Origin of the sequence: Amycolatopsis sp. NPDC051102, assembly GCF_040682815.1 — a bacterium.
Classification (GTDB): domain Bacteria; phylum Actinomycetota; class Actinomycetes; order Mycobacteriales; family Pseudonocardiaceae; genus Amycolatopsis.
In genome coordinates this window covers 140,130-164,316 of sequence record NZ_JBFBBT010000012.1, presented here as the reverse complement: position 1 = coordinate 164,316, position 24,187 = coordinate 140,130, and the positions used below count along the sequence as shown (strand labels likewise).

The following is a 24,187-nucleotide window of genomic DNA, read 5'->3' as shown; positions in this document are numbered from 1 at the left end:
CCACGATGTCACTGTTTGCAGCAGGCAGTACACTCATAGCCATGAAAGGGGGAGGTGCGGAAGCAGAAAGTGAACCTGTTGTGGCCCGATGCGCACAGGACGTGGTGGCTGGTCGGCGCGGTCTTCACGAGTTCGATCCGGTGTTCGCCCGGGCGACGGTCTACGGGCGACGACCTGCTCGCCCCGGGGTCGAGACAGTCGACGTCGCCGGCCGTGGCCGGTGGACGTTCGTGTTCTCCACACCGCAGCGGCTCGCCACGCACTTCGGAGATTGCGACGTCTATGCGACCACTGGCGCCGATCTTCTCGGACAACTGCCGATCGGTATCGGCGTGATGCTCGATCCGGACGACGAGCATCGGCTCCCGATCCTGAACCGGCTGGTGCCACCGCAGGCACTCACCGCGATACGCCGACGAGCCGAGCAGAAACGCACCGGGCAGGCCATGCCCACCACCGAGGTCAACGTCAAGCGCGAGGAGGGCGTCGAGTGAGTGTGGACGGGCCAGGGTTCCACGTCGACGTCGACGTACTGGACAACGCGGGCAAGGGAATCACCCAGAGCATCCATGACCAGGAGACATTCGAGCTGCGCGGCCTCTGCGGCGACGCCAAACTCTACGGCCATGCCGGGGTCCACAACGCGCTGGCGGACTACTGCGCGCGGTGGAGCGCGGGACTGGACACACTGACCGAGGATGCCGGCGTGATCGGCGACTGCCTCGCCCACGCCGCTGACGCCTACCGCGGAATCGACGAGGCCGCTGCCCGGCAGCTGCCCGCGGATCCCGGCACTGCGGCGATCGGCGACTGATGGCCGAACTCGGTGAGACCGCCGACCCACGCGCCCTCGTTCCCGGTGACCCGGCCGCGATCGAGGAGAACGCCCGGGTACTGCACGCCCGGTCCCGGGGAACCGGGCAGGCCGGGGACAGCCTCCGCCGGATCGACACCGGTTCATGGGCAGGTCCGGCCGCGGCCAAGTTCCACGACAAGTTCAGCTACGAACCCGCCAAGTGGCTGGCTGCCTCCGACTCGTTCGACGCGGTCGCTGAAGCACTCGACGGATACGCGCAAACGCTCCGCTGGGCACAAGGCCAGGCCGGCGACGCCATCCAGCTGTGGAACCGCGGCCAGGCCGCAAAAGCGGACGCGAAGGCCCGCTATGACCGCGACGTCACCAACGCCGACACCCAGAACCAGCAGCACGCCGCCAACGGTGACCCCACCAGGGTGACAGTCGCGCCGTTTACCGATCCCGGCGAGGCCGACCGGCAAGCGGCGCGGGACACACTCAACCGCGCCCGCCAGCAACTCACCGAGGCCGGGGACCGGACCACCGAAACCATCTCCGACGAGGCCGGCGGCGCACCCACAGCCTCAGACTGGCTCGACGACGTCGGCGGATTCTTCGCCGACGTCGGTGAAGGCGCGTGGAACGCGTTCAAGGGGTTCGGCGAAGGCGTGTGGAACCTCGTCTACGCCATCGGCGACCCAGGCAACCCCGACCACGAGGGACTGACCGACATCGCCTCCGCGGCGTGGAACAACGTCACCCACCCCGTGGACTTCGGCAAACAGCTCATCGCCTGGGACGACTGGGCAGATCACCCGGGCCGAGCCACCGGCCAAATCGTGGGCGGCCTGCTCATCGCCGGCGCAGCGGGCAAGCTGCTCAAAGGCACCCGCGCAGGAGAGAAACCCGACCCGGCCGCGCCGAAACTACCGCCCGTGAAGACCGCCCTGCACGAGTACTTCGACCAGGGCACACCACCAAAGGCATCCGATCTGGCCCGCTACGCCGAGTCCAAGGGATGGACGAAACAGCAGACACCGAACGGCCCGCCGAAGTACGTCGACGACAACGGCATCATCCGCATGACCCTCAAGGAAGGCAGCGGCCGCGCCCCGGGCAGCGAAAACCCGCATGTCGAACTACGCAACGAAGACGGGGTCCGCATCGACCCGCAAGGCAACCCGGTCACCAGGAAGAGCCTGGGAAACCACACACCAATCACCTGGGACCACTGAGCACATGACGAACTACACCGACTTCCCCGACCTCGCCCAGATCTACCTCGAAGACAGCTTCGTCCTCGCCATCGACGAGACACCCACCTCGCTGACCTTCCGGCTCGAGGTCGTACTGACCTCGTCACACCCGCGCTATCACCAGCCGCGGCCGGACGAAGCACACTGCTACGCCGACGCCGTGCTCACCATCACCGACGCCACCAAGATCGAATGGGTCACCCGGTTATCCCAAACCTACCGCGACGCCACCGGCGAAGAAGACCTCGGCAACATCGACAGCCTCCAGCGTCACGACAACCACTACGAAATCGCCGGCGACTGGGGCCACGTCCGGATCTACTCGAGCGCAGCGCCGCGCCTCACCCTTACCTCCGAAGCCACGAACCCATCGAACCCGCACGGCAACACGACCGCTTGATCGAGCCACCAGCTCTTCAGCTGGGGGTCTTCCACACCGCATACGGTTGGCAATTAAGTTTGATCGCTATTCCCCATAACTGTGCACTCCCGCATCGAAGCCGATGACAGAGTCATCCAGGCCAGCTATTTCAGGCTGGCTTGCGATCCGGGCGCAAGCCGCGTCGTCCCGTCGCCACGCCACCTACCCGGTCGCCGTTCACGCGGGCCCGGCGGGACAGATGATCGACTCACGTCGTGGCCATAGCAATCTTGGCACGCATAGCAAAGAAGATGCACAGATATCACAATTCAGGGCAAACGAAAAACCATCATAACCTACCAGGTACTGATTACCGACAACGGAATCAATCTACTCCCGCCGACCTATTCGTCGGTGATACGGCCTTCCCGTTCGGCTTTGGCCAGTTGCAGTGCTTCCGCGACAGCTGCGAACTCGTCGAGGGCGGCTTGGAGGTCTTCGACGATCTCCTGCGCTATGACTTCCGGCGCCTGTAGCTCGTCCCCGTCCTCGAGATCCGGGTCACGCATCCAGGTGATGTCGAGATTCACCTTGTCCCGAGCGAGCAATTCTTCGTAGGTGAAGCACTTGAACCGTTCCGACTCGGTGCGCGCGTGCCGATCTTCCGGGTTATAGGCGTCGATGAACTCATCGAGGTGCTGCGCCTCCAATTTATTCTGGCGCAGCGTGAAGTGCTGGCCAGTACGGAAGTCATACACCCAGAGCTTCGAGGTCCACGCCTGCTCGGGACGAGCCCGCTTGCGATCGAAGAACAGGACGTTCGCCTTCACGCCGCCTGCGTAGAAGATCCCGGTTGGCAGCCGAAGCAGCGTGTGGACGTCGCAGTCCTTGAGCAGCCGGCGCCGCAGCGTTTCACCTGCGCCGCCTTCGAACAGCACGTTGTCCGGGACGACAACGGCCGCCCTGCCGTCGATCTTCAGCAGGTTGGCGATGTGCTGGACGAAGTTGAGCTGCTTGTTGCTGGTAGTCACCCAGAAGTCGGAGCGGTCGTAGCTGACGTCCTCGCGGCTCACCTTGCCGAACTCGTCGACTGTGGTGAATCCGGACTTCCGGCCGAAGGGCGGATTCGCTAGGATTAGGGTTGCGCGCTCGTCAGCAGCGGGCGGCTTGGCCAGCGCGTCGCGGACGTCGACCAGGGCCTTGCCACCGGGCTCGCCGATGCCGTGCAGGAGCAGGTTCATCTGGGCCAGCCGAGCGGTATCGTGAACTAGCTCGATACCGGAGATCCCACCGTTACGGAGATGCTGGGCATCCTCTTTGGACAGCTGGTCTCCATGGTGGTGCTGAATATAGTCGTGTGCGGCAAGCAAAAACCCGCCTGTGCCGCAAGCCGGGTCGATGATCGTGTCGTCCGGCCTCGGACGCATGCAGCGAACCATCGCATCGATGAGCGCGCGGGGAGTGAAGTACTGACCGGCGCCGGACTTGATGTCCTCGGCGCCCTTTTCCAGCAGCGCCTCGTAAGCATCGCCCTTGATGTCCACGCCGGTTCCGGACCAGTTAACCTTGTCGATGAGATCGACGATCAGTCTCTTCAGAGTGGCGGCGTTGCGGATCTTATTCTCAGCGCCGTGGTAGATCAGCCCGAGCGCGGTGTCCGGCTTCTTGCCGAGCTGACCAAGGATATTCTCATAGCGCAGCTTGAGATCGTCGGCATCCGCGTCCAACAACGTCTGCCAGCCGAGATGGCTCGGCACGACCTCCTTCTTGCCGCCGAATGATTTCCGCTCCGCGCGCTCCTGAGCCATCTTGAGGAACAGCAGCAGGGTCAGCTGGTCAACATAGTCGATGGTCGAGACACCGTCGTGCCGGAGCACGTGGCAGTAGCTCCACAGCTTGTCAACGAGCTGCTTCGCCTCGGCTGCGGTTTTGGGCACCGTCACAGCAGGGTCTCCTGGTTGGTGTTCTTAGCGCGGCGGGTGCGCCCGCGCTTGGGTTGCGCGGCCCGCAATGCTCGGATGCGTTCTAGCAGGACGGAGGCGGGCTCATCGTTGGGGTCCTGCGGCACGAGGCGCCCGGAGAAGGCATCGACTAGAAGAGAGCGGCGGAGTCGGTTGCCTCGAGTCACGACAGCGTCAGCCACCGAAGCTCCTCTTTCCAAGCTTTCGAGCAACTCGCCAACGGCGGCCACAATCCGCTCTTGTTCGCCTGGTGGAGGTAACGGGATCGGCATGGCAGCAAGCTTTGTGCCATTGACGTTCGCCTGACCCACTTGCTGGCTGGCAACTGACTTCACGTATTTTCTGCCGATCGGACTATTGATAACAAGCGCAATCCAGTCAGGGTTTACCTGAGGCAGTAATCGACAACGGATTAGATAGGATGCGAAGGTGGCAGGGCCGAACGAGCGGCGATAGGCCGCCGTTTTTCCCACGAGCTCCAAACTGTTTGTTCGATTGAAAAGAACATCACCGTCAACGAGGCGAAGCCCAGCCACATCAGGATGGTCAACCGAAAGGTACTTTAGAGAATTCTTGACGAGTCCCCCATCCTGAATGTTACCCATGCGTATTACGGGGATAACGTCGCCGCTCTCATCCGCGGTCGCCTTAGCGGATGTACCATATTGAATGTCCCAACAGAGTGAGTCAAGCGACGTCACCGCCCACCTGTTCGGCATACCCAAATCGGGAGACTGGGACATCGGTATTGGGATACGCCTGCGGCGGCTCACCTTCTCTTGCCGGACGGCGGATAGTAAAGCCATGAAATCGCGGATTGACATCTCACCCGTGGACGCCTCGACAAGTTCTCCGCGCAGTGCGGCCATAGTCGCCGCATCGCGAGACCGCGCGTACCTTTCTCGCGCCATGAGGACATAGTCATTCCCGGCGTTGAGACGAGATAGTTGAGCTTCAAGGACGGCGACGACGCGCTTCTGCTCCTGCCGAGGCGCCATTGGCACTCGCAGCCTCATCAGACTTGGAACGTCAATCGAGGCCACGGTTGTACCCCGCTTTGAGCACTCTTTCAAAATCTGCGCCTCAGCGCTTCGCAGGAAGTAAGCAAGCCACGAATGATCGACTCCGTCATACGGGACGACGGCACGCATATCTTGATTGAGTGTCGTTTCGAATGGCACCACAGCTATAGGTAGTCGACGTTCGAGAATTCCCGAACGGACAACAATCGCCACCGAGTTCTCCGGCACGAGACGGGCAGAGGAACCAGTCAACGCGGCCTCGGAGATCTTGTCCCGGGTTCGAGCGAGCTTGTCCCACCCCATGTCCTTGGGTGAGAGCCAAGGAATGATGCCGTCGGTCCAGTATTCTGGATTCCGCTTCGATGGTGTCCCACCACCGTACCACTCACCGAGCTCACCCAAAGTTGCCCATTCCCAGCCTGGTGGTAGATCGCTCATGCAGGCAACGTCCTGTTCAGCTCGTCCAGCAATTCCTCCGCGCGATCGTCGCCGAACTCCCGGATGAAGCCGTCGGCGCCGCCACGCTCGGTGAACGGTACGCCATCCAGGTCATCGTGCGTCACGCACAGGCGGTTCGCGAGGGTCACCGCGATCTTGTCGATCCACCAGACCTGGTCGCCGATGAACCGCGTACCTTGCTGCTCTTGTCGCGCCAGCCAGTTCCGCAGGTTCTCCTCCACGGCGATCCGGTACGGCCGCAACTCGGAGTCCAGTCCGAGCTCGTAGCGCAGAATGGCCATCAGCTCCGGCACGCCCTTCCGGCCACCGTTGCCCTTGGCGACGCCCAGCCGCTGGTACGCCCGCCAGAGGAGCTCTGGCGTCCACCGATACGGCGGTGACTCGATCTTAGCGGCCAACCGCGTCAACGACTTGTACACGGCGGCGGGATCACGCGCGGGGTCGCTGAAGGCTACCCGCAGCGCGGCGATATCGTCGGCGTTGTCGGCCATGTACTGACGCCAATCCTCAACAGTCTGCTGTGGCGCATACTCGCCGACCAGCCGCGCCTCCACCGAAATCACCCGATCGGGCGAGTACTCGTCGTACGGCATGTCGTACTTGCGCCGGATGGCGAGGATGCGTTCCCGCAGCTCAGGACGCTCAGCCAAGGTACGAACGGCATCAAGCACCAGCTGTCGCTGCGCGTACTCGCCCCCGGATTGGAACGCTCGCTCCTGCGCTTCCTCGTCGGTCGCCCGCTCCAGGCCCTGCGTGATCTCCGTGACCGTCTCGCCTCTCGCCAGCTCGGCAAGTTCGGTCCGCTCCTCGGGCGTGATCTGCCGGTTCAGCTTCGCCAGCCGCGATCCGAGCGCGGCAGCCTCCTCCACGGTGATGCCCTGGCTTGCCACCTTGTTCAGCAGTTTCTCCAGGCTGACCTGCCGCTGACTCGCCGGCTGCAAGGGCCGGGAGTCAACCAGTGGGTGGTCGGTAACACCGACCGGGTCGACCAGCAGAAACTTCTCCTTCGCCCGCGCGTCCGGTGTCACCCGCTGGAATTCGTCGATGTCGATCGTGCGCGCGCCACGGCCCTTCATCTGCTCGAAGTAGGTCGCGCTCGAGACCCCGCGCAGGAACAGCACGCACTCGAGGGGCTTGACATCGGTTCCGGTGGCGATCATGTCTACAGTCACCGCGATCCTGAACGCCGCGTCGTTGCGAAAGTCCGAAATCAGCTGCTCAGGATTCTCGGCGCGGTAGGTGATCTTCGCGCAGAACGTGTTGTCGCCGCCGAAAATCTCCCGCACGATGTCGACGATGTCGTCGGCGTGCTGATCGGTCTTGGCGAAGATCAGCGTCTTGGGCACATGGTGGCGGTACGGGAAGTACTGACGCCAGTCGTCGTGGAACCGCTGGATCACCGTCCGGATCTGACTCGGGTTCATGACCGTACGCCCGATCGCGTCCGCGCTGTAGTCCAAGTTCGTGTCGAGCTGTTCGTATCGTTCACGGCGGGTGTGCAGGTCGACGATCCGAACGGGCACGTTCGCCGGGATGCTGCCGCCTTGCTCGCCGACCACGGTCTTGATCCGCATGATGTCGAAGTCGACGTTCACGCTGTCCGCGACCGCCTGCCGGTAGGTGTACTGGCTGACCAGGTTCTCGTGGAAGAACCCGAATGTCTGCGCCACCGGCGTGGCGGTGAGGCCGACCATGTGCGCGTCGAAGTACTCCAGCACGGCACGCCACCTGCCGTAGATCGACCGGTGGCACTCGTCGACGATCACCAAGTCGAAGAATTCCGGTGGGACCGCCGCGTTGTAGTTCACCTCGACGGCGTCGTCCACCTCGTAATCGTCGGCCGCGTCGTTGTCCGGCACGTCCTCGCCGCGCAGCATCGAGTAGAGCCGTTGCACTGTGCTGATCACCACGTGCGTCGAGTCCAGCACGACGTCACTGCGCAGTCGCTGCACGTTGTACATGTCTCCGAACGGAGTCCCGTCTTCCGGGGTTCGGAAGTTGTCGAACTCGCTCTGCGCCTGGCGGCCGAGGTTGTTGCGGTCGACCAGGAAAAGTACGCGCTTCGCGCCGGCATGGCGAAGCAACCGGTAAGTCTCGGTGACCATGGTGAACGTCTTGCCGGCGCCGGTCGCCATCTGGATCAACGCTCGCGGACGATCGTCAGCGAGAGACTGCTCAAGCCCGGTGATCGCCTCGATCTGGGCGTCCCGAAGACCCTCGGTGATCAGGTCGGGCATGCGCCGCAGCCGGTGCCGGAACGTGGGCACCTCCACATCGGACTCGGCTTCGCGCATCCAACGAGAGACGGTGCCCGGCTGGTGGAACGAGAAAACCCTGCGCGCCCGCCCGATCGGGTCGAGATCGTTCGTAAACCGCGTCTCCACCGCGGTGGACTCGTAGACAAACGGCAACGGACTTCGCCAGGCGGCGAGCCGCTGGCCTGCGTCCAGTCCGGACGCGTAGCGCCGGGACTGCCTGTCAACCCCGCCCAGACTCTCGCCTTCCCGCTTTGCCTCGATGACGCCGACCAGCTTGCTGTCGACGTAGAGCAGATAGTCCGCACGCCCAGTCGCCGTCGGCACTTCGCGGACCGCGACACCCTGCGCGGCGAACACGTTGGTGGCGGCCCGGTCCTGCACGACCCAGCCCGCGTCGGCAAGCATCCGATCGATGATGCGCCGGACCTGCGCCTCGGTAAGTCGAGGGCGGCTCGCAATGGTCGCCCGCTCGACGTACTCCTCGCGCAGCGCCGACTCGATGGGTGCGGCCGCGGCGGCCTCCGCACCGAGCTGCCGTTGCAGATCATCCACCTTCGTGGACAGCTGCTTGATCAGCTCCGGCACCCCGGCCTGAGCCTGAACCGCACGCAGGATCTCCTGGTTCGCCGCAGCCTGTGCCGCGGCTTCGGCCGTCGCCTTGGAAGTCTGCTCGTCGATCGTCGTCTTCATCTCGACGAGCTCGGCGTGGTACTTGCTCAGCAGCTGGCGTAATTCCTGCAACGCCTGCGGCTCTTCCGGACTCGCTGGCTCGGCCGGCCCTCCTGGTTGAGGTGGCACGAAAGCCGGAGCGGCGTCGCGGTCACCACTGACGGTACGGCTGAACCAGGCGCCGAGTTCATAGCAGGCACGGACAAGCTGCAGCGCGTCACGCTGGGCCGCGTATCCTTCGTGTACGGCCTGGTTTCCGATCTTGCGGACGTCATCGAACCAGCGGCGGACGCGCGTGGTGACAAAACCCTGGTCGCTTAGCACCTTCAGGCGCTGAAACTGCTTGTCCGGCATGTTCGGAATGCCGAACTCGATGAACGCCCGCGCTGTCAGCGCCTCACCGAACAAACGGCACTTGAACATGGCCGTATTCGGGTCGGTGAACAGCGCGGCCTCCGCTGCAGCACCATGAACAACCAGTACCGGCTCGTACGTCAGCAGGTAGCCGAAGTTCGCAGTGCGTTCGGCCAGCTCCCGAACCTGCTGGTCCGCCCCCAAATCATCGCTCCTCGCTGTCTGACCGCATGCTGCTCCGCTGTATCTGGCGTAGCTCAGTGAGATCGCGCAGTGCGAGAGTCATGTTACAACCTAACCAGTCAGACAGCTTGACTTCGCCACACGCACAGCAACCGCGGCGAAACGATGGCCGTCGGAGTCCTCACCCGGCACGCCATGACCGAGCACTGCGCCGAACTTCGCCAGGCTCGACTCACGTCTCGCACCCGAAGACCGCACCGCGGCCGAGCCGCCCCAGCCGACCAATCAATTGCGCACGTTAGTCGACATACGGAACGGGCCCGCCTGGCTCTTCTCGTGCCCAGGTGCTCGATCATTTCCTCGTTGAGCGCGGTCTCCAGAACGTTGTCCTGAACAGGACAGCAACCCGTCCGGACCAGGTCAAAGCAAACCCACGCGCCTTTGCCTCCGCCACCATCATCGCAGCGGCGGCGACAGCTGCCGTGCCGCTTGGACCCGCTCTGGTGTGACTACGAGGTCCAACGTCATCACTCAAAGTGCCCATGCCACCGATTCCAGCCCGGCGCCTCAGGCCGACAACATCGATCCTGGAAGTGCCCTGTCTTGCTTATGAATGAGGTGCGTGACCATGACATCGGATGGTGGAGTGTTCAAGCGGTGTGGGTGCCGGTGCCCGGTGACGGGAAGGCAGCTGGGTGCGCGCTGTCGCCGGTTGAGCGAACCAGGGCATGGCTCGTGGTGGTTCGCGGTCGAAGGGTTACGCGCTCCGGACCGGTCTCGCTCGCGGGTGCGCCGCGGTGGCTACGCCTCGGAAGAGGCCGCCAGGGCCGCCCGGAACCAGGTCGCGGCGACGGCCAAGGGCATCGGGCTGACGACCGGTCACTGGCTGGAGTACTGGATCACCAACTGCAAGCTTCGTCCCAGGACGCGCCGATCCTACCGGCAGCATGTCCTCACGTACCTGATCCCGCAGCTCGGTGATCTGCCGTTGGTGACACTCGACGTGACCGACGTGCAGAAGGCGTTCACCGCGATCGCGGCCGGCAGCGGATCCCGGCATGGGCGCCTGGCCCCATCGACAGTGACGCGGGTCCGCGCGACGCTGAGCTCCGCCCTGACCACCGCGGTCGGTCACGGACTGCTGGCACACAACCCGGCACGAGGCCGCGAGATCGACCTCCCGGAAGCGGTGAAGCCGCGGCCGTACGTGTGGACCGAAGAGCGGGTAGCACGCTGGCGGGCAACCGGATGGCGCCCCGGACCGGTATGCGTGTGGACACGAGAACAGACGATCGAGTTCCTCAACGCCATCACCGACCACAAGCGCTACCTGTACTACCACCTCGTCGCCGTCACCGGCCTACGCCGTGGCGAAGCCGCCGCCCTGCGCGAGGTCGACGTGGACCTGCGACACAACGAGCTATTCGTCATCACCAGACCCGCCCCCAAAGAGCAGGAAGACGACGACGGGAAGCTGAAGAGCTCCCACAGCACACGGACCATCGCTCTCGACCACGTCACCGCCGGCCTGCTAGGACGCCACCTCACGGCTCAAGCCGGGCTGCCTGCCGGACCAGACGGAGAGCGGTACCTATTCACCACCCCTACGGGGATGCCATGTCGACGTGACCGGTTCACCCACGAGTTCGAGGACCTGCTGGTCGAGCGCACGAACCTGCCGCCGATCCGGCTGCATGATCTCCGCCATGGCGCGGCCTCTCTGTCGCTGGCCGCCGGCAACGACCTCAAAAGCGTCCAGGAGATGCTCGGACACGCCTCGATGTCCTTCACTGCCGACTACTACGTCTCGCTCTACCCCGGCACCCGCCACCAGGCCGCCGAGAAGATCAGCGCGTCCCTGTTCGCCGCACCGTCCGGCTGTACGCACCGGGCCCGGCTTCCGCTCCACTGCCGACGCGTGGCGGGCCTGCCCGCCCAGTGCCCGCACAGGTCGGCAACCGTCTTGAAACTTGACCCGCGGACGATAAATCCGCAGGTTCGCCGCCTTCGCTAGCATCAAATGTTGGCCTTGAGCTGGGGAAACACAGTCCACGCGGGCTACGGCCCAGCACCACGGGACTCCGATGCGTCTCCGTTCGTCATGCCGTGCCGAACCGCGCCGGCACCGTCAGCAGCCTCCGGGCCACTCCCGCGGACACCACGCCCGGCAAACACAGGCGCGACACAGCGCCGACCGTCCATCACCGCAACGGCGATTCCCCACCAGCAAAACGACCGCTACACCGGCTCGAACGCCCACTGCCAGCGTGCGCTCGCAGGCCGACCCAAGCACCATGACCGGCGACCTCGGCTGACGACTACTACGTCTCGCTCTGCCCCTGCAACCGCCACCAGGCCGCCAAGAAGATCGGTACGTCCCTCTGTTCACGGCGCCTTCCGGCAGTATGCACCGGACCCGGCTCCCACTCCACTGCCGACGCGTAGCGGGCAGTGCCACCCAGTGCCGACTCATGCCAGCAACTGCCGCAGAACCGGACCCTCGGTCGGAAAATCTGCAGGTTTGACGCCTTCACCAAAGCGCCAAGCATCAGGCTTGAGCTGGGGAAACACGGGGCTACGCGGGCTACCCGCCGAGTACTACGGGGCTCCGATGCGTCTCCCTTCGTCATGCCGTGCCGAACCGCTCCGGCACCGCCAGCAGCCTCCAGGCCACACCCACGGACACACCATGCCGAGCGAACACAGGATCAGAAACTACGACAAGAAGGCACCGACGGCGCACCGCCGCAACGACGATTTCCCCGCAACAGCAACAAAATCGACCGCTACCGCCAGATCGAACATCCGCCGCCAGCACGAACGCGGCAGACCTACCCGACCACCGAAGCCTGTTGCCTCGGACACACATCAGGCCTCACAGATCGACCTGACCTGCGGAAAGATCGCCAAACCGAACGTTTCCGCAGGTCAGACGCATGATCGTAGTGGGCCGCCTGGGGCTCGAACCCAGAACCTACGGATTAAAAGTCCGCAGCTCTACCAATTGAGCTAACGGCCCGCGCCTTCAGTTTAGCCAGGCCCTCGTCAGCCGGTTGCACTCCGGGTCCGGCTCAGGCTTCGCCGGAGGTCAAGACCTCAAGGCGGGACGGTCTGGACTTCTTCTACGTCGTGCTCCGGCCGAGCCTCGAAGTCACCTTGCGCGCGGGACCGCTCGCGGCGGGGCGCGCGCTTTGGTGCTCCTGTGTGGACGAACGCGCGGGGCCCGGCCGGGCCCCGCGCGTCAGGCCGTCAGCACTGCACGAAGAGACCCGTGTAGGCGCTGCACTTCTTCGACGCGCTGTCGTTGGCGACGTTCGGGTCGGCCGGTGCGCTTGACGCACGCTGCGCCGTGGCCGTGAACGCGCCCCACGCGAAGACGCCGCCTTCCGATGTGAACTTCGCCGTCGCCGAAGCGCCCGGGGCCAGGGTGCCGATTGCGCAGGTCAGGGTTGTGCCCGAGGTGGTGCAGCCCGTCGCCGAGGCGATTGTGCGGGCGGCGCCCGGGTTGGCCGTCACGCGGACGCCGGTCGCGGAGGCGGGGCCGGTGTTCGACACCGTGATCACGTAGTCGACCCGGGCGACCAGGCCGATTCGCGGCGTCGCGGTCAGCGCGACCTTCACGTCGGCCTTGGCCGGCGTGGCGATCGTGATGGCCGGGCCGTCTTCGACGGCGAACGCGTAGTTGTCGCCGGCGAACTGGTGCTGGAGCGTGAACTGGCCCGGCTCGACGTCGTCCTTGATGCGCAGGGTGAACGTCACCGTCCGGCTCTCGCCCGCGTTCAGGTCGCCGACGCCGCCGCGGAAGCTGCTGAGGTAGGGCGCGCACGGCGCGATCGCGCCGGTGCAGGACACCAGGTCCACCACGTCGGCGATCGGGGCTTCCTTGACGTAGAGCGCGGCCTTCGCGCCGGTGACCGTGAAGTCCGTCGGGTTGGTCAGCTGCTCGGTGACCGTGAGCGTGTCGCCCGCGCGCACGGTGGTCGCGCTGACGTCGATCGTGCTCGGGGCCGGCGCCGCGGCTGCGACCGCCGGTGCTGCGCACAGGACCGCCGTGGTCAGCGCGGCCAGCACGGCGGTTCTTCGTCCGGTTCGCTGCATGTGGTGATCTCCTGGTTCCGAACCGAGGGGGTGCCGCTCCGACCGGTGAGAACGGGCGTGCGCAGCAGGGTGACGAAGATCAGATCGGCGCTCCCGAAGATTCGTTACCGAGTTCGTGAAACCGTGCTTGAACTGGGGTTTTGCCCACGTTGCCCAGTCACCGATCAGCCCGGCGATCCGAAAATTGTCAGACCCCCGTGGCACGCTCCGCACATGACCGAACACACCACCCCGGTGGTCGCTCCGCCTCGCTTGAGCGGCCCCAGACACGACCCGGCACCGGTCGCGGACGAACGCCAGGCGCTCACCGAGAGCCTGGAGTACTACCGGCGCACCTTCGAGCTGAAATGCGCCGGTCTGGACCCCGCACAGCTGTCCGAACGCTCGGTGCCACCGTCCACGCTGACCCTGCACGGCCTGCTGCGGCACCTCACGGGCTGCGAGCGCTGGTGGTTCCGGATCCAGTTCACGGGCGAGGACATCCCGAACCTCTACTACTCCGACGACGACCCGGAGCAGGACTTCACCTCACTGGACGGCGACGTCGACGAGGCGTTTTCCCTGTGGCACGCCGAATGTGCGCGCTCGCGGGAGATCGTCGCGGCCGGCTCGCTGGAGCAGACCGGCACCCGCCGCAGCACCGGCGAACCGTTCACCCTGCGCTGGCTGATGCTGCGCATGATCGGCGAGTACGCGCGCCACATCGGCCAGGCCGACCTGATCCGCGAACGGATCGACGGCGCGACCGGCGAATGACGGCTCAGGCGGCGGCCGTCCGGCGGCGGACGCGGAAGAGGAGGTTGGCGGCGAGCGGAACGACGATCCAGCACGCGTAGGCCCAGTGCGTGAAGAAGGCGAACGGTATCGAGACAGCGAAGGCAGTGATCATCGCGCCGATCCCGCGGTACACCTTGCCGAAGAGCTCCGGCGGGGTGTCCGCGCGGTAGAGGTGGTTGCGCTGGATCTGCCAGGCCATGAGGAGGAACAGCGACAGCGCGACGACCTGGACGACGGCGTAGAAGACGAAGCGGAACTCGAACCCGCCGTCTTCGGCGAGCACCTTCGTGGCGAACGGCATGATCACCTGCGTCAGGAGCCAGCCGAAGGTGAGCCGGGCCAGCCCGCCGCCGAGCGTGGTGACGTAGTTGAACAGGCGGTGGTGGGCACGCCAGTGGCCGCCGATGACGACGAAACTGATCAGGAAGGAGACGTATTCGGACTGGTGATGACCGAGTGACCGCAGCAGTTCGGCGCTGGTGGCGCCCTCCGGCAGCGGCAGCTCGAGCGCGAGCAGCGTGATCGCGATGGCGACTACGGCGTCCGAGAAGAAGGTCAGCCGCTCGGCGGCGATTCCCCGGGGTTCGTTGCCGACGGTGTCCTCCGCGGACGGGGCGCTGGTCATGGCCGATGAGCGTGCCAGACGCGGCTGCGCGGCCGTCGCCGAGGTCGCGCGCGTGCGATGCTGACGCCATGACCGTCGACCCCGATTCCGGGCTCCTGTCCCCCGTGCGGGCCGGTACGCCGGCCGAAGCGTCGACCGGAGACGAGGCGTGGTTGCGCGCGATGCTCGACGCCGAGGCGGCGCTCGCGCGAGCGCAGGCGCGGCTCGGGACGGTGCCGCCGGAGGCCGCGGACGCGATCACGAAGGCCGCGGGCAGTGCGCGGATCGACGTCGTCGAGCTGGCGCGCGGGTCGCGGGCGACCGCGAACCCGGTCGTCGGCCTGGTCAAGGCGCTGACGTCGGCGGTCGGCGAGCTCGCGCCCGGTGCAGCCGAATACGTGCACCGCGGCTCGACCAGCCAGGACATCTTCGACACGGCGATGATGCTGGTCGCCGACCGGACGCTGCGGCCGCTCGCCGCCGACCTCGACACGACGGCCGAGGCGCTGGCCGGGCTGGCCCGCGAGCACCGGGACACGACGATGGCCGGCCGGACGCTGACGGCGCACGCCGTGCCGACGACGTTCGGGCTCAAGGCCGCGGGCTGGCGTCAGCTCGTGCTGGACGCGGCCGTCCGCATCCGGCGCGTGCTCGACGGCGGGCTGCCGGTCTCGCTGGGCGGCGCGGCCGGAACGCTGGCGGCGTACGTCGAGTACGCACGCCTCGCCAACGGCGACGTGGACGCCGGCGACTATGCCCAACGGCTGACGGCCGCGTTCGCCGAGGAGACCGGGCTGGCCGCGCCCGTGCTGCCGTGGCATGCGCTGCGGACGCCGGTCGCGGACCTGGCGAGCGCGCTCGCCTTCACCGCGGGGGCGCTCGGGAAGCTGGCGGTCGACGTCGAGACGCTGACCCGGACCGAGCTGGGCGAGGTCGCCGAACCGGCCGCCGATGGGCGGGGCGGTTCCTCGGCGATGCCGCACAAGCGGAACCCGGTGCTCGCGACGCTGATCCGGTCGGCCGCGCTGCAGGTGCCTGTGCTGGCCGCGGGTGTCACGCAGTCGATGCCGGCCGAAGACGAGCGGTCGGCCGGCGTCTGGCACGCCGAGTGGCAGCTGGTCCGCGAATGCCTGCGGCTGACCGGCGGCGCCGCGCACACGGCCGCCGAGCTGGCGCGCGGGCTCTCCGCGGCGCCCGGGCGGATGCGGGAGAACCTGGCGTCGACGCACGGGCTGATCGTCTCCGAGCGGCTTTCCGCCGTGCTCGCGCCGCTGCTCGGCAAGGCGAGGGCCAAGGAACTGCTGGGCGAGGCGTCCCGGCGGGCGGTGCACGAGGACCGGCCGCTGCGGGAGGTGCTCGACGAGCTGCCCGCCATCACCGACGTGCTGACGCCGGCGGCGCTCGACGAGCTCCTCGAGCCGGCCGGTTACACGGGCGCGGCGGCGGCGCTGGTCGACCGTGCCCTCGGCGACGCGCAGACGGCGGCCGCACCGGAGTAGCGGCGGTTCACGCCCCGGGGAAGCGGGAAAGGGAAGGGACGGTCGCGGGCAGATTGCGCGGCCAGCGACCGATGGCTGCGGGCCGATCCCCCAAGAGACACCGAGCCGTCACCCCGGCCCCCACCACTGCCGTCCCACAGCTCGACCGGGCCCCGACCACTCCACTCCCAGCCCCGGCTCACCTCGTCGAAAATTCTTTGAACCGCCTCCGCCGGGGGTCCGTGTAGTGGGTATCAAGCAGCCGCACCGAGCGGCGGGAATCCCAACGGACACAAGGAGAACTTCCATGCTTCGCACGCGCATCGCCGTCTCCGTCGCCGCGGCGGCAGCCGGGCTGGCAGTGCTCACCGCTTGCTCGGGTGCCGAGACCGCTCAGCCGGTTGTCGCTCCGGCCGCCGCTGGTGGCAACGGGGGCGGCCAGGCCGCCAACGGGCAGGTCGGGAACGCTGCTCCGGCGTCGAACGAAAGCAAACTGGTCGTCGCGGACGTCGCCGACGTCGGGCAGGTGCTCACCGACCAGAACGGCATGACCCTCTACCGCTTCGACAAGGACACCGCGAAGCCGCCGAAGTCCAACTGCAACGACGACTGCGCCAAGGCTTGGCCGCCGATGCCGGCCACCGGGGACGTGCAGGTCCAAGGGGTCGACAAGAGCCTCGTCGGGAAGGTGACGCGGGCCGACGGGACCGAGCAGATCACCGTCGGCGGGTGGGCGCTCTACCGCTACGCCAAGGACACCAAGCCCGGCGACGCGACCGGTCAGGGCGTCGGTGGCGCCTGGTACGCCGCGAACGCCAAGGGCGGTAAGGCCGGGCAGGCCGCGGCCTCCGGCTCCCAGTCCGGGGCCGTCAAGCTCAGCGCCAGCAAGATCGACGGGCTCGGCGACGCCATCGTCGACCAGAACGGGATGACCCTCTACCTGTTCACGAAGGACACCAAGAAGGCCAAGACCTCCGCCTGCAACGGTGACTGCGCCAAGACCTGGCCGCCCGTCCTGGCCGGCAACGGCAAGGTCGAGCTGCAGGGCATCGACTCGAAGCTGCTCGGCAGCATCAAGCGCCAGGACGGCACCGAGCAGGTCACCATCGGCGGCTGGCCCGTCTACAACTTCTCGAAGGACCTGAAGCCGGGCGACGCGAACGGCATGGGCGTCAACGGCACCTGGTTCGTCATCGAGCCCAACGGCTGCAAGGTCGGCACCACCCCCAGCTCCACCGCCAACCAGGCCCCGGCGGCCAACAGCGGAACTGGGAGCAGCAACGACACCTCCGGTGGTACCGGCACCACCTACTGATCGAACCTAGTGGGCGAGGCCCGGCGGACGCTCTTCGCGAGCGACCTCCGGGCCTCGCCCCTTGTGGTCACGACGCAGGAACGACCGGCGGCGCGGCTCCTCGGCCACCCCGTCGGTGCGGTCGACGACGTCCGTGCGGCGCCCGCGGTCGACGACGTCCGTGTCACGGCCGCGGTCGACGACGTCCGTGTCACGGCCGCGGTCGATCACCTCGGTGCGCTGCTCGGCCACGACCGGCTCGTCGGCCGTCTCGTCTTCGGGCAGCAGGATGGTGCGGCGGGCCGGCAGGACCGCGATCAGCAGACCGAGCGCGGCGACGCCGAGGTGCAGCCACGTGTCGGCGCGGCCGAGGTCCATCGGGTTGCCGGCGTTGGCGAAGGGGTTGGTGGAAATGAGGCCGTCGATCATGAGGCCCCACACGAACAGCAGGCCGTAGCCGATGAACAGCAGCCAGCCGAAGACTCGCGCGCGGCCCGAGCCGAACGCCAGCAGCAGGCCGACGACGCCGGTCACGACGCGGACCAGGCTCATGAGCGGGTTGCCGGAGAACCGCCAGAACCCCGCGTCGTGGTGCCCGGCGAAGTCGCCGAAGCCGGTCCTTGAAAATCCGATGATGCCGACGACGAGGAACGCGATGCCGGCCAGTCCGGCCAGCACCTGCGCCGGCTGCAGGCCTCGGACCCGGATGCGTGCGCCTTTCGCGTGAACCATGACTCCAGTCCTTCCCAGCGGGTGGTGACGACCGTCACCGCGCTGGGGTACCCCGCGACCACGGTGAGCGAAACGATCCTGCTTGCCCGCAGGCCACCTGCGCGTTCCCGGATCGGGGCCGGTTCGAGAGCAATCCCACAGATACCCCCGTTCGAGCGAACAGCGCGGGTCCTTCCCGGCAATCCGGGTCATGCGCAAGCTGAGCGGCATCTTCCTGGTGGGGCTGTGTCTGGGGGCGGTCGGCGCGGTGGCGGTGACGGCAAGCCACGGCTCCTCCGCGACGCCGAAGCCGATCGCGGTCGCCGAGGCGGCGACCACACCGAGCCGGACACCGTCGGCCAAGGCGGAACCCCAGCCCGAGCCCAAGCCCGAGCCCGAACCGAAGGCCGCACCGAAGACGCAGCCGGCGGCCGAGCAGGAGCCCGAGCCAGGCGCCGACGTGGACGCCGCCACCCTGGACAAGCTGGTCCGCGGCGGCAACGTCAGCGCCGTCGTCTTCGACCGGCAGACCGGCAAAACGAGCGTCTCCGTGCACGCCGACCGCGGATACACCTCCGCGTCGCTGGTCAAGCTCCTGATAGCGCTTTCAGTGCTCGAGCGCGGCGGGCCGGTGGCGGACGTGCAACGCATGCTGTCCCGCAGCGACGACGACCTCGCCAGCCGGTTCTGGGTGGCCTACGGCGGCACGTCGATCGTGACGCGCTGGGTCGCGAAGCTGGGCCTCACCGGCACCCGGCCGCCCGCGGAACCCGGCCGCTGGGGCGACACGCGCATCACCGCGGCGGACGTCGTCAAGATCTACCAGTACCTGCTCGACCACGGGCCCAGCGCGATCCTGGCCGCGTTGCACGCCGCGACCGAACGCGGGTCCGACGGCTTCCGGCAGTACTTCGGGATCCCGGACGCCGCCGCGGGGCGGACGTGGGCGGTCAAGCAGGGCTGGTCGTGCTGCGGTCCGACGCGGATGCTGCACACCACGGGCGTGCTCGGCGACGACAGCCGCTACATCGTGGCGGTGCTGACCGAACACCCCGCCGGCGTCGACTACCCGACCGCGTCGAAGCGCGTGACGGACGTCGTGACGAAGCTGCTCGGCTGACGGCCTACTGGTCGGTGTCGGCCAGTGCGCCGTGCGCGCCGGAGCGCGGCAGCGGCCACGGCAGCACGCCGCCGGTGGTCTCCAGCTGCCGGCCGGCCGGGGACGGGCCCGTCGTGTGGGCCCCGATCCACGCCAGGACGTCGGGGATCTGCGACTTGAACGTGTTCATGTTGTGCCCGGCGTCCCGGATCCGCCACGACGAGAACTGGATCGGCGGCCGGGCCGCCGCGCGGATCTGGTCGATCGAGAAGCTCTCGTAGTTCTCCTTGTCGCCCGAGATCGCCAGGATGTCCACCGGCGACGGGTGCCGGGCCACGTTGAGCCGGACGTTGTTGGCGTCGTTGATGTCCTGGCGGCCGTGGAACAGGTCCTCGGTCTCGGCGTCGACCTGGGCCTTGTCGTAGCCGCTGACGCTGACCGCCTGGCCGTACCACTGCGGGTGGCGCGTCACCAGGTTCATCGCGCAGTACCCGCCGGACGACCAGCCCGCCATCGTCCACGCCCGCCGGCCCGGCGCGACGCCGAGCTTCTGCAGCGCCCAGTCGCGCAGGTCCGCGCTGAGGTAGGTGTCGTTAGCGGTGCCGTTGACCTCGTCGATGCATTCCGTGTCGTGGCCGACCTTCGGGACGCCCGTCGGGTCCGGGACGATCACGACCGTCGGCGGCAGGACGCGCTTGGCGATCGCCGCGTCGAGCTGTTCCGGCAGGTGGTAGCCGCCGGTCACGACCTCGGGGCCGGACGGGTAGTTCGGGATCCACTCGATCGCCGGGAAGCGCAGTTCCTTGAACGCCGCGTCGAAGTACTGCGGCGGCAGGTAGACCGTGACGTCGCGGGTGATCTTGGTGCGCCGCCCGGTCACCTTCATGTGGACGACGGTGCCCTTGCCTTCGCGGGCGTGAGCGACGCCGGTGTCCCGCAGTTTTTCGAGGTCTTCGCCGTTCTGCGCCGCTTCCGCGTCGGTCCCCTGCGCCGCGTAGACGCCGGTGCCGAGCAGCGAGCCGACCGTCGGGAAGAACCCGCCGATCATGTTGCCGCCCATACCCGCGCTGAGCACCACGAGGACGACGGCGAGCAGGATCGTCGCGCTGCGCCAGAGCCGTTTGCGCTTCCAGCGGTCCCAGAACCACGGGACGGCGATGATCGCGAGCAGCGTCAGCACGACCACCACGATCATGTTGACCGGCGAATCGAGCCGGATGCTGCTCAAGTGCATGGGAACGGTCCTTCCAGGCGGGCAGGAATTGCGCGCCCGGATCGCGGGACTCGCGTATATATCACGTTTGACCACCCACGCACGTTGCGGCCTTGTGAGCTCTGTCATAGACCGCAACGTGCGGCGCACTCAGCGATTTCTCAGTTACTGCGCGAGCGCGCGGGACAGCACCGTGACGGCCTGGGTGATCGCGGCCTCGGCGGCGTGGGTCTCGCGAAGGGCGTTGACCATCACGAAGTCGTGGATGATCCCCTGGTAGCGGACGGCAGTGACCGGCACACCGGCCTGACGCAGCTTCGCCGCGTACGCCTCACCTTCGTCGCGGAGCACGTCGGCTTCGCCGGTGATCACCAGGGCCGGCGGCAGCCCGGCGAGCTCGTCGAGCGACGCGCGCAGCGGCGACGCCGTGATCTCCGCACGCTGGGCGGGATCCGTCGTGTACTGGTCCCAGAACCACTTCATGCCTTCGCGGCCGAGGAAGTAGCCCTCGGCGAACTGGTGGTACGACTCGGTGTCGAAGGAAGCGTCGGTGACCGGGTAGAAGAGCACCTGCTGCTTGAAGGTGACGTCGCCGCGCTGCTTGGCCAGCAGCGTCAGCGCCGCGGTCATGTTGCCGCCGACGGAGTCACCGGCGATCGCGATGCGCGAGGTGTCCAGCCCCTTCGAAGCGCCGTTCGCGGCGACCCACTTCGCCACGGCGTAGTTCTCCTCGATGGCGACCGGGTAGCGCGCCTCGGGAGAGCGGCTGTACTCGGGGAACACGACGGCCGCGCCGACGCCGGCGGCCAGTTCGCGGACCAGGCGCTCGTGGGTGTGGAAGTCGCCGAACACCCAGCCGGCGCCGTGGATGTAGACGATCACCGGCAGCGGACCGGCAACCCCCGCGGGGCGGACGATCCGGGTCTCGACGTCGCCGTTCGGGCCGCCGGGGACGGTCAGCACCTCGATCTCGGCGGGAGCCATGGCGACCTCGCCGTCCTGAACGCCGTCGACGGCCTTGCGGCCTTCCTCCGGGGCCAGCTGGAACAGGTACGGCGGCTGGTCGGTGGCCTCCGCGAACGCCTGCGCGGCCGGTTCGAGGGCCAGGTTGTGCGGGTTGGCGGTCATGTCGTCCTCCTCGGGTGGAGCAAGCTGATGCCACGAACGTAGCTCGCAACTCAGTTGTGCACAACTAATTTGAGCCCAATGAGATGCAGGGCACTTAAGTTGCCGTCCGAAGCGATGTCGGGAAGCATGGAGTGTTACGAGAGAGGAGGACGCCATGGCATCGCTGCGGCTGGACGACCAGCTCTGCTTCGGGCTGTACGCGGCGTCTCGCGCGGTGACGTCGCTGTACCGGGTCGTCCTGGAGGACCTCGATCTGACCTATCCCCAGTACCTGGTCATGCTGGCGCTCTGGGAGCGGGACCACCGCTTGGTGAAGGAGCTCGGCGCCGAGCTGAACCTCGACTCGGGCACGCTGTCGCCGCTGCTCAAGCGGCTGCAGACCGCGGGCCTGGTGTTCCGGAACCGGCAGGCCGACGACGAGCGCTCGGTCCGGGTCAGCCTGAGCGACGCCGGGAAAGCGTTGCGCACGAAGGCCGAGGGCATCCCCGACGTGATCGGCACGGCGATGAACCTGGACGACGCCGGGGTGGCCCGGATGCGGGCCGAGCTGGACCGCCTGACAGAGTCGGTGAACGCCTATCGGGAGGCTCTGGCACCGGCATGATCAACCACGACGACGCGCTCAAGGCCGTCGAGAGCAGTCTCGACCGGCCGTCGGCGGCGCGGATCTACGACTACTTCATCGGCGGGAACACGCACTACGCGATCGACCGCGCGTTCGCCGAAAAGGTCCGCGCGCGGCTGCCGCTGATGGGCGACTACTGCCTGACGAGCCGCCAGTTCCTCGGCCGCGCGGTCCGGCAGTGCGTCCGCGAAGGCATCCGGCAGTTCGTCGACGTCGGCTCCGGCCTGCCGACCGCGGGCAACGTGCACGAAGTCGCCGACGAGGCACGCCCCGAGCTGGACACGCGCGTGCTCTACATCGACAACGAGCCCATCGCGCTGGCCCACTCGACGCTGCTGCTCGCGGACACCGCCGACCCGGAGCGCCACCACGCCATCGCCGCGGACTTCCTGCAGCCGGACGACCTCTGGGAGCGCGTGAAGGCCTCGGACATCATCGACGTGCGCGAGCCGGTCGCGCTGGTGATCAATGCGGTCATGCACTTCATCAAGGACGAGCAGAAGCCGGACGAGCTGCTGGCGTTCTACCGCCGACGGCTGGCACCCGGCTCGCTGCTGGTGCTGTCGCAGATGACGAACGAAAACCCGGTCAACGAAGACGAGCGGCAGGCGCTGCTCGACCTCCTCGAGTACTACGAGACCACGACGAACCCCGGTTTCCTGCGGACGATGGCCGAGTTCGAACGCTTCTTCGGCGGCTGGCCGCTGCTGGAGCCCGGGCTCGTCTACGCGCCGGCGTGGCACCCGGACGAGCACACCGTGTTCGCCGGCTCGCCGTCCGAGTCGCGGGTGATCGGCGGGGTCGCGCGCAAGCCCTAAGACGCTTCGCACAGGCTTTCCAGCACGTCCAGGACCGCACTCTTCCCCAGGTCGACGGCCTTGCGCAGCACCTCGGGGTCGCGCTCCAGCACCGCCACGTCCGGCGCGCCGACCGGCGGCCGCACGCACAGGATGCGTGGGTCGGTCGTCAGGACGTCCTCGTCCTCGACGTCCCGCCGGTAGGTGTCCTGCCAGGCCGGGATCGCGCCGGGCGCCTGGCGGCGCAGGAACCGCGGCACGACGACGTCGTGCATCCGCGGCGGCCGCACCGGCAGCTCGTCGGCGCGGCGGGTGCGCAGCACCAGGACGTCGGTCGCGCCCTGGGCGAGCGCAGTGCGGTACGGGATCGGCTCGGCCACGCCGGCGTCGACGAACCGGCGGCCTGCCATCGGGATCGGCGGCCCGGCCAGCACCGGCATGCAGGACGACGCGGCGAGCGCGACCTTGATCGCGTCGACGTCGTCGAGGAACGGGTGCAGGTCGGTCGACTCGCCCGTGTCGGCGTCGGTGGCCAGCGGGTGGAAGGTGACCGGGTTGGCCAGGATCGCCGGGAAGTCCATCGGCTCCAGCACCGAATAGACCTGGTGGACGAGGTATTCGAGGTCGATCACCGCCCGGCCGCGCAGCGTGTGCAGCGGGTTGATGATCCGCCGCATGACGACCGGGTTCCACCACGTCCGGACGCCGGTCGAGGACCGGCCGCAGAGCAGCCAGGCACCGTTCAGCGCACCGGCTGACGAGCCGTAGACGGCGTCGAACGCCGGTGTGACGCCGAGTTCGTCCAGCGCCAGGACCATTCCGCTCGAGTACGTGCCGCGGCTGCTGCCGCCTTCGATGGCGAGCGCGAGGCGCCGGCCGTCGGTGCGCTCTCCCGGGGCACTGCCCGCCGCCATCCGTTCGGAGATCAGTTCGAGTACCGGGTGCACCCCTCCCATCCTGGTCGCTTCGATCGATTAGTCGACCCGATTTATCCCCCTCAGAGGGTGAAGTGATGCGCGCCTCGTTGCACTGCACCTAGTTGCA

The 24,187-nt window shown here is 67.3% G+C and carries 20 protein-coding genes and 1 tRNA gene; 11 read left to right on the top strand and 10 right to left on the bottom strand.

Annotated features, from left to right (window positions below; all coding sequences use genetic code 11):
- The first annotated feature begins 41 nt into the window (after window positions 1–41).
- The 4 genes from AB0M93_RS30300 to AB0M93_RS30285 are packed head-to-tail and all read left to right on the top strand — an operon-like array spanning window position 42 to window position 2,452.
- Window positions 42–494, top strand: a complete 453-nt coding sequence (locus AB0M93_RS30300) for a hypothetical protein (protein WP_364279300.1) — start codon at window positions 42–44, stop codon at window positions 492–494.
- Entirely contained in the window at window positions 491–814 is a 324-nt protein-coding gene (locus AB0M93_RS30295) for a hypothetical protein (RefSeq protein ID WP_364279297.1), read from the top strand. The genes AB0M93_RS30300 and AB0M93_RS30295 overlap by 4 nt, the downstream gene beginning before the upstream one ends.
- Window positions 814–2,031, top strand: coding sequence for a putative T7SS-secreted protein (locus tag AB0M93_RS30290; protein WP_364279294.1), 1,218 nt, complete (start codon window positions 814–816; stop codon window positions 2,029–2,031). The genes AB0M93_RS30295 and AB0M93_RS30290 overlap by 1 nt, the downstream gene beginning before the upstream one ends.
- Before the next feature lie 4 nt (window positions 2,032–2,035).
- Window positions 2,036–2,452, top strand: coding sequence for a hypothetical protein (locus AB0M93_RS30285; protein WP_364279291.1), 417 nt, complete (start codon window positions 2,036–2,038; stop codon window positions 2,450–2,452).
- A gap of 365 nt (window positions 2,453–2,817) precedes the next feature.
- On the opposite strand, the gene AB0M93_RS30280 is transcribed toward AB0M93_RS30285, so the two are convergent.
- The 3 genes from AB0M93_RS30280 to AB0M93_RS30270 are packed head-to-tail and all read right to left on the bottom strand — an operon-like array spanning window position 2,818 to window position 9,340.
- Window positions 2,818–4,356 (bottom strand): class I SAM-dependent DNA methyltransferase, encoded by a 1,539-nt coding sequence (locus AB0M93_RS30280; RefSeq protein WP_364279289.1) that lies wholly within the window; start codon window positions 4,354–4,356, stop codon window positions 2,818–2,820.
- Window positions 4,353–5,834 carry a restriction endonuclease subunit S gene (locus AB0M93_RS30275; RefSeq protein ID WP_364279286.1) on the bottom strand — a complete coding sequence of 494 codons (1,482 nt, stop codon included), beginning with the start codon at window positions 5,832–5,834 and terminating at the stop codon, window positions 4,353–4,355. Before AB0M93_RS30275 ends, AB0M93_RS30280 begins: the two co-directional genes overlap by 4 nt.
- On the bottom strand, window positions 5,831–9,340 hold the full coding sequence (locus tag AB0M93_RS30270) for a DEAD/DEAH box helicase family protein (protein ID WP_364279283.1): 3,510 nt from the start codon (window positions 9,338–9,340) through the stop codon (window positions 5,831–5,833). The genes AB0M93_RS30275 and AB0M93_RS30270 overlap by 4 nt, the downstream gene beginning before the upstream one ends.
- A gap of 766 nt (window positions 9,341–10,106) precedes the next feature.
- On the opposite strand from AB0M93_RS30270, the gene AB0M93_RS30265 reads away from it, so the two are divergent.
- The gene (locus AB0M93_RS30265; RefSeq protein WP_364279280.1) at window positions 10,107–11,333 is read left to right on the top strand and encodes a tyrosine-type recombinase/integrase; all 1,227 of its coding nucleotides are present in this window, start codon (window positions 10,107–10,109) and stop codon (window positions 11,331–11,333) included.
- A gap of 932 nt (window positions 11,334–12,265) precedes the next feature.
- Here AB0M93_RS30265 and AB0M93_RS30260 read toward each other — a convergent pair.
- Window positions 12,266–12,338 (bottom strand) — tRNA-Lys (locus tag AB0M93_RS30260).
- Between the two features lie 230 nt (window positions 12,339–12,568).
- On the bottom strand, window positions 12,569–13,417 hold the full coding sequence (locus tag AB0M93_RS30255) for a hypothetical protein (RefSeq protein ID WP_364279278.1): 849 nt from the start codon (window positions 13,415–13,417) through the stop codon (window positions 12,569–12,571).
- A gap of 213 nt (window positions 13,418–13,630) precedes the next feature.
- Between AB0M93_RS30255 and AB0M93_RS30250 the strand changes: the two genes are divergently transcribed.
- Window positions 13,631–14,173 carry a DinB family protein gene (locus AB0M93_RS30250; RefSeq protein WP_364279276.1) on the top strand — a complete coding sequence of 181 codons (543 nt, stop codon included), beginning with the start codon at window positions 13,631–13,633 and terminating at the stop codon, window positions 14,171–14,173.
- Between the two features lie 4 nt (window positions 14,174–14,177).
- Here the strand turns inward: AB0M93_RS30250 and AB0M93_RS30245 are convergent, their stop codons facing one another.
- Entirely contained in the window at window positions 14,178–14,819 is a 642-nt protein-coding gene (locus AB0M93_RS30245) for a TMEM175 family protein (protein ID WP_364279273.1), read from the bottom strand.
- Window positions 14,820–14,887: 68 nt separating this feature from the next.
- On the opposite strand from AB0M93_RS30245, the gene pcaB reads away from it, so the two are divergent.
- Window positions 14,888–16,297, top strand: a complete 1,410-nt coding sequence (gene pcaB, locus AB0M93_RS30240; RefSeq protein WP_364279270.1) for a 3-carboxy-cis,cis-muconate cycloisomerase — start codon at window positions 14,888–14,890, stop codon at window positions 16,295–16,297.
- Between the two features lie 286 nt (window positions 16,298–16,583).
- Window positions 16,584–17,591: an SCO0930 family lipoprotein gene (locus AB0M93_RS30235; protein WP_364279267.1), complete on the top strand. Its 1,008-nt coding sequence runs from the start codon at window positions 16,584–16,586 to the stop codon at window positions 17,589–17,591.
- Between the two features lie 6 nt (window positions 17,592–17,597).
- Here the strand turns inward: AB0M93_RS30235 and AB0M93_RS30230 are convergent, their stop codons facing one another.
- A complete protein-coding gene (locus tag AB0M93_RS30230) occupies window positions 17,598–18,302 on the bottom strand; it encodes a DUF4383 domain-containing protein (RefSeq protein WP_364279264.1) in 705 nt (234 codons plus the stop codon).
- 190 nt (window positions 18,303–18,492) lie between these two features.
- Between AB0M93_RS30230 and AB0M93_RS30225 the strand changes: the two genes are divergently transcribed.
- Window positions 18,493–19,401 carry a hypothetical protein gene (locus AB0M93_RS30225; RefSeq protein ID WP_364279261.1) on the top strand — a complete coding sequence of 303 codons (909 nt, stop codon included), beginning with the start codon at window positions 18,493–18,495 and terminating at the stop codon, window positions 19,399–19,401.
- A gap of 4 nt (window positions 19,402–19,405) precedes the next feature.
- Here AB0M93_RS30225 and AB0M93_RS30220 read toward each other — a convergent pair whose 3' ends face one another.
- Together AB0M93_RS30220 and AB0M93_RS30215 are read right to left on the bottom strand one after the other, a co-directional pair.
- Complete coding sequence (locus AB0M93_RS30220) at window positions 19,406–20,614, bottom strand: alpha/beta hydrolase-fold protein (protein ID WP_364279258.1); 1,209 nt, start codon at window positions 20,612–20,614, stop codon at window positions 19,406–19,408.
- 144 nt (window positions 20,615–20,758) lie between these two features.
- Window positions 20,759–21,721: an alpha/beta hydrolase gene (locus AB0M93_RS30215; RefSeq protein ID WP_364279256.1), complete on the bottom strand. Its 963-nt coding sequence runs from the start codon at window positions 21,719–21,721 to the stop codon at window positions 20,759–20,761.
- A gap of 154 nt (window positions 21,722–21,875) precedes the next feature.
- Here AB0M93_RS30215 and AB0M93_RS30210 point away from each other — a divergent pair, with 154 nt between their 5' ends.
- On the top strand, window positions 21,876–22,325 hold the full coding sequence (locus tag AB0M93_RS30210; protein WP_364279253.1) for a MarR family transcriptional regulator: 450 nt from the start codon (window positions 21,876–21,878) through the stop codon (window positions 22,323–22,325).
- Window positions 22,322–23,164 (top strand): SAM-dependent methyltransferase, encoded by an 843-nt coding sequence (locus AB0M93_RS30205; protein ID WP_364279250.1) that lies wholly within the window; start codon window positions 22,322–22,324, stop codon window positions 23,162–23,164. The genes AB0M93_RS30210 and AB0M93_RS30205 overlap by 4 nt, the downstream gene beginning before the upstream one ends.
- Here the strand turns inward: AB0M93_RS30205 and AB0M93_RS30200 are convergent.
- A complete protein-coding gene (locus AB0M93_RS30200) occupies window positions 23,161–24,099 on the bottom strand; it encodes a patatin family protein (RefSeq protein ID WP_364279247.1) in 939 nt (312 codons plus the stop codon). The two genes, AB0M93_RS30205 and AB0M93_RS30200, sit on opposite strands and share 4 nt — an antisense overlap.
- Window positions 24,100–24,187: the final 88 nt, after the last annotated feature.

Excerpts from the sequence above, each read along its gene's own strand:
- AB0M93_RS30300 (WP_364279300.1), top strand. The coding sequence starts at position 42 with ATGAAAGGGGGAGGTGCGGAAGCAGAAAGTGAACCTGTTGTGGCCCGA.
- AB0M93_RS30290 (WP_364279294.1), top strand. The coding sequence starts at position 814 with ATGGCCGAACTCGGTGAGACCGCCGACCCACGCGCCCTCGTTCCCGGT.
- AB0M93_RS30285 (WP_364279291.1), top strand. The coding sequence starts at position 2,036 with ATGACGAACTACACCGACTTCCCCGACCTCGCCCAGATCTACCTCGAA.
- AB0M93_RS30275 (WP_364279286.1), bottom strand. The coding sequence starts at position 5,834 with ATGAGCGATCTACCACCAGGCTGGGAATGGGCAACTTTGGGTGAGCTC.
- AB0M93_RS30255 (WP_364279278.1), bottom strand. The coding sequence starts at position 13,417 with ATGCAGCGAACCGGACGAAGAACCGCCGTGCTGGCCGCGCTGACCACG.
- AB0M93_RS30250 (WP_364279276.1), top strand. The coding sequence starts at position 13,631 with ATGACCGAACACACCACCCCGGTGGTCGCTCCGCCTCGCTTGAGCGGC.
- AB0M93_RS30245 (WP_364279273.1), bottom strand. The coding sequence starts at position 14,819 with ATGACCAGCGCCCCGTCCGCGGAGGACACCGTCGGCAACGAACCCCGG.
- pcaB (WP_364279270.1), top strand. The coding sequence starts at position 14,888 with ATGACCGTCGACCCCGATTCCGGGCTCCTGTCCCCCGTGCGGGCCGGT.
- AB0M93_RS30235 (WP_364279267.1), top strand. The coding sequence starts at position 16,584 with ATGCTTCGCACGCGCATCGCCGTCTCCGTCGCCGCGGCGGCAGCCGGG.
- AB0M93_RS30230 (WP_364279264.1), bottom strand. The coding sequence starts at position 18,302 with ATGGTTCACGCGAAAGGCGCACGCATCCGGGTCCGAGGCCTGCAGCCG.
- AB0M93_RS30225 (WP_364279261.1), top strand. The coding sequence starts at position 18,493 with ATGCGCAAGCTGAGCGGCATCTTCCTGGTGGGGCTGTGTCTGGGGGCG.
- AB0M93_RS30220 (WP_364279258.1), bottom strand. The coding sequence starts at position 20,614 with ATGCACTTGAGCAGCATCCGGCTCGATTCGCCGGTCAACATGATCGTG.
- AB0M93_RS30215 (WP_364279256.1), bottom strand. The coding sequence starts at position 21,721 with ATGACCGCCAACCCGCACAACCTGGCCCTCGAACCGGCCGCGCAGGCG.
- AB0M93_RS30210 (WP_364279253.1), top strand. The coding sequence starts at position 21,876 with ATGGCATCGCTGCGGCTGGACGACCAGCTCTGCTTCGGGCTGTACGCG.
- AB0M93_RS30205 (WP_364279250.1), top strand. The coding sequence starts at position 22,322 with ATGATCAACCACGACGACGCGCTCAAGGCCGTCGAGAGCAGTCTCGAC.
- AB0M93_RS30200 (WP_364279247.1), bottom strand. The coding sequence starts at position 24,099 with ATGGGAGGGGTGCACCCGGTACTCGAACTGATCTCCGAACGGATGGCG.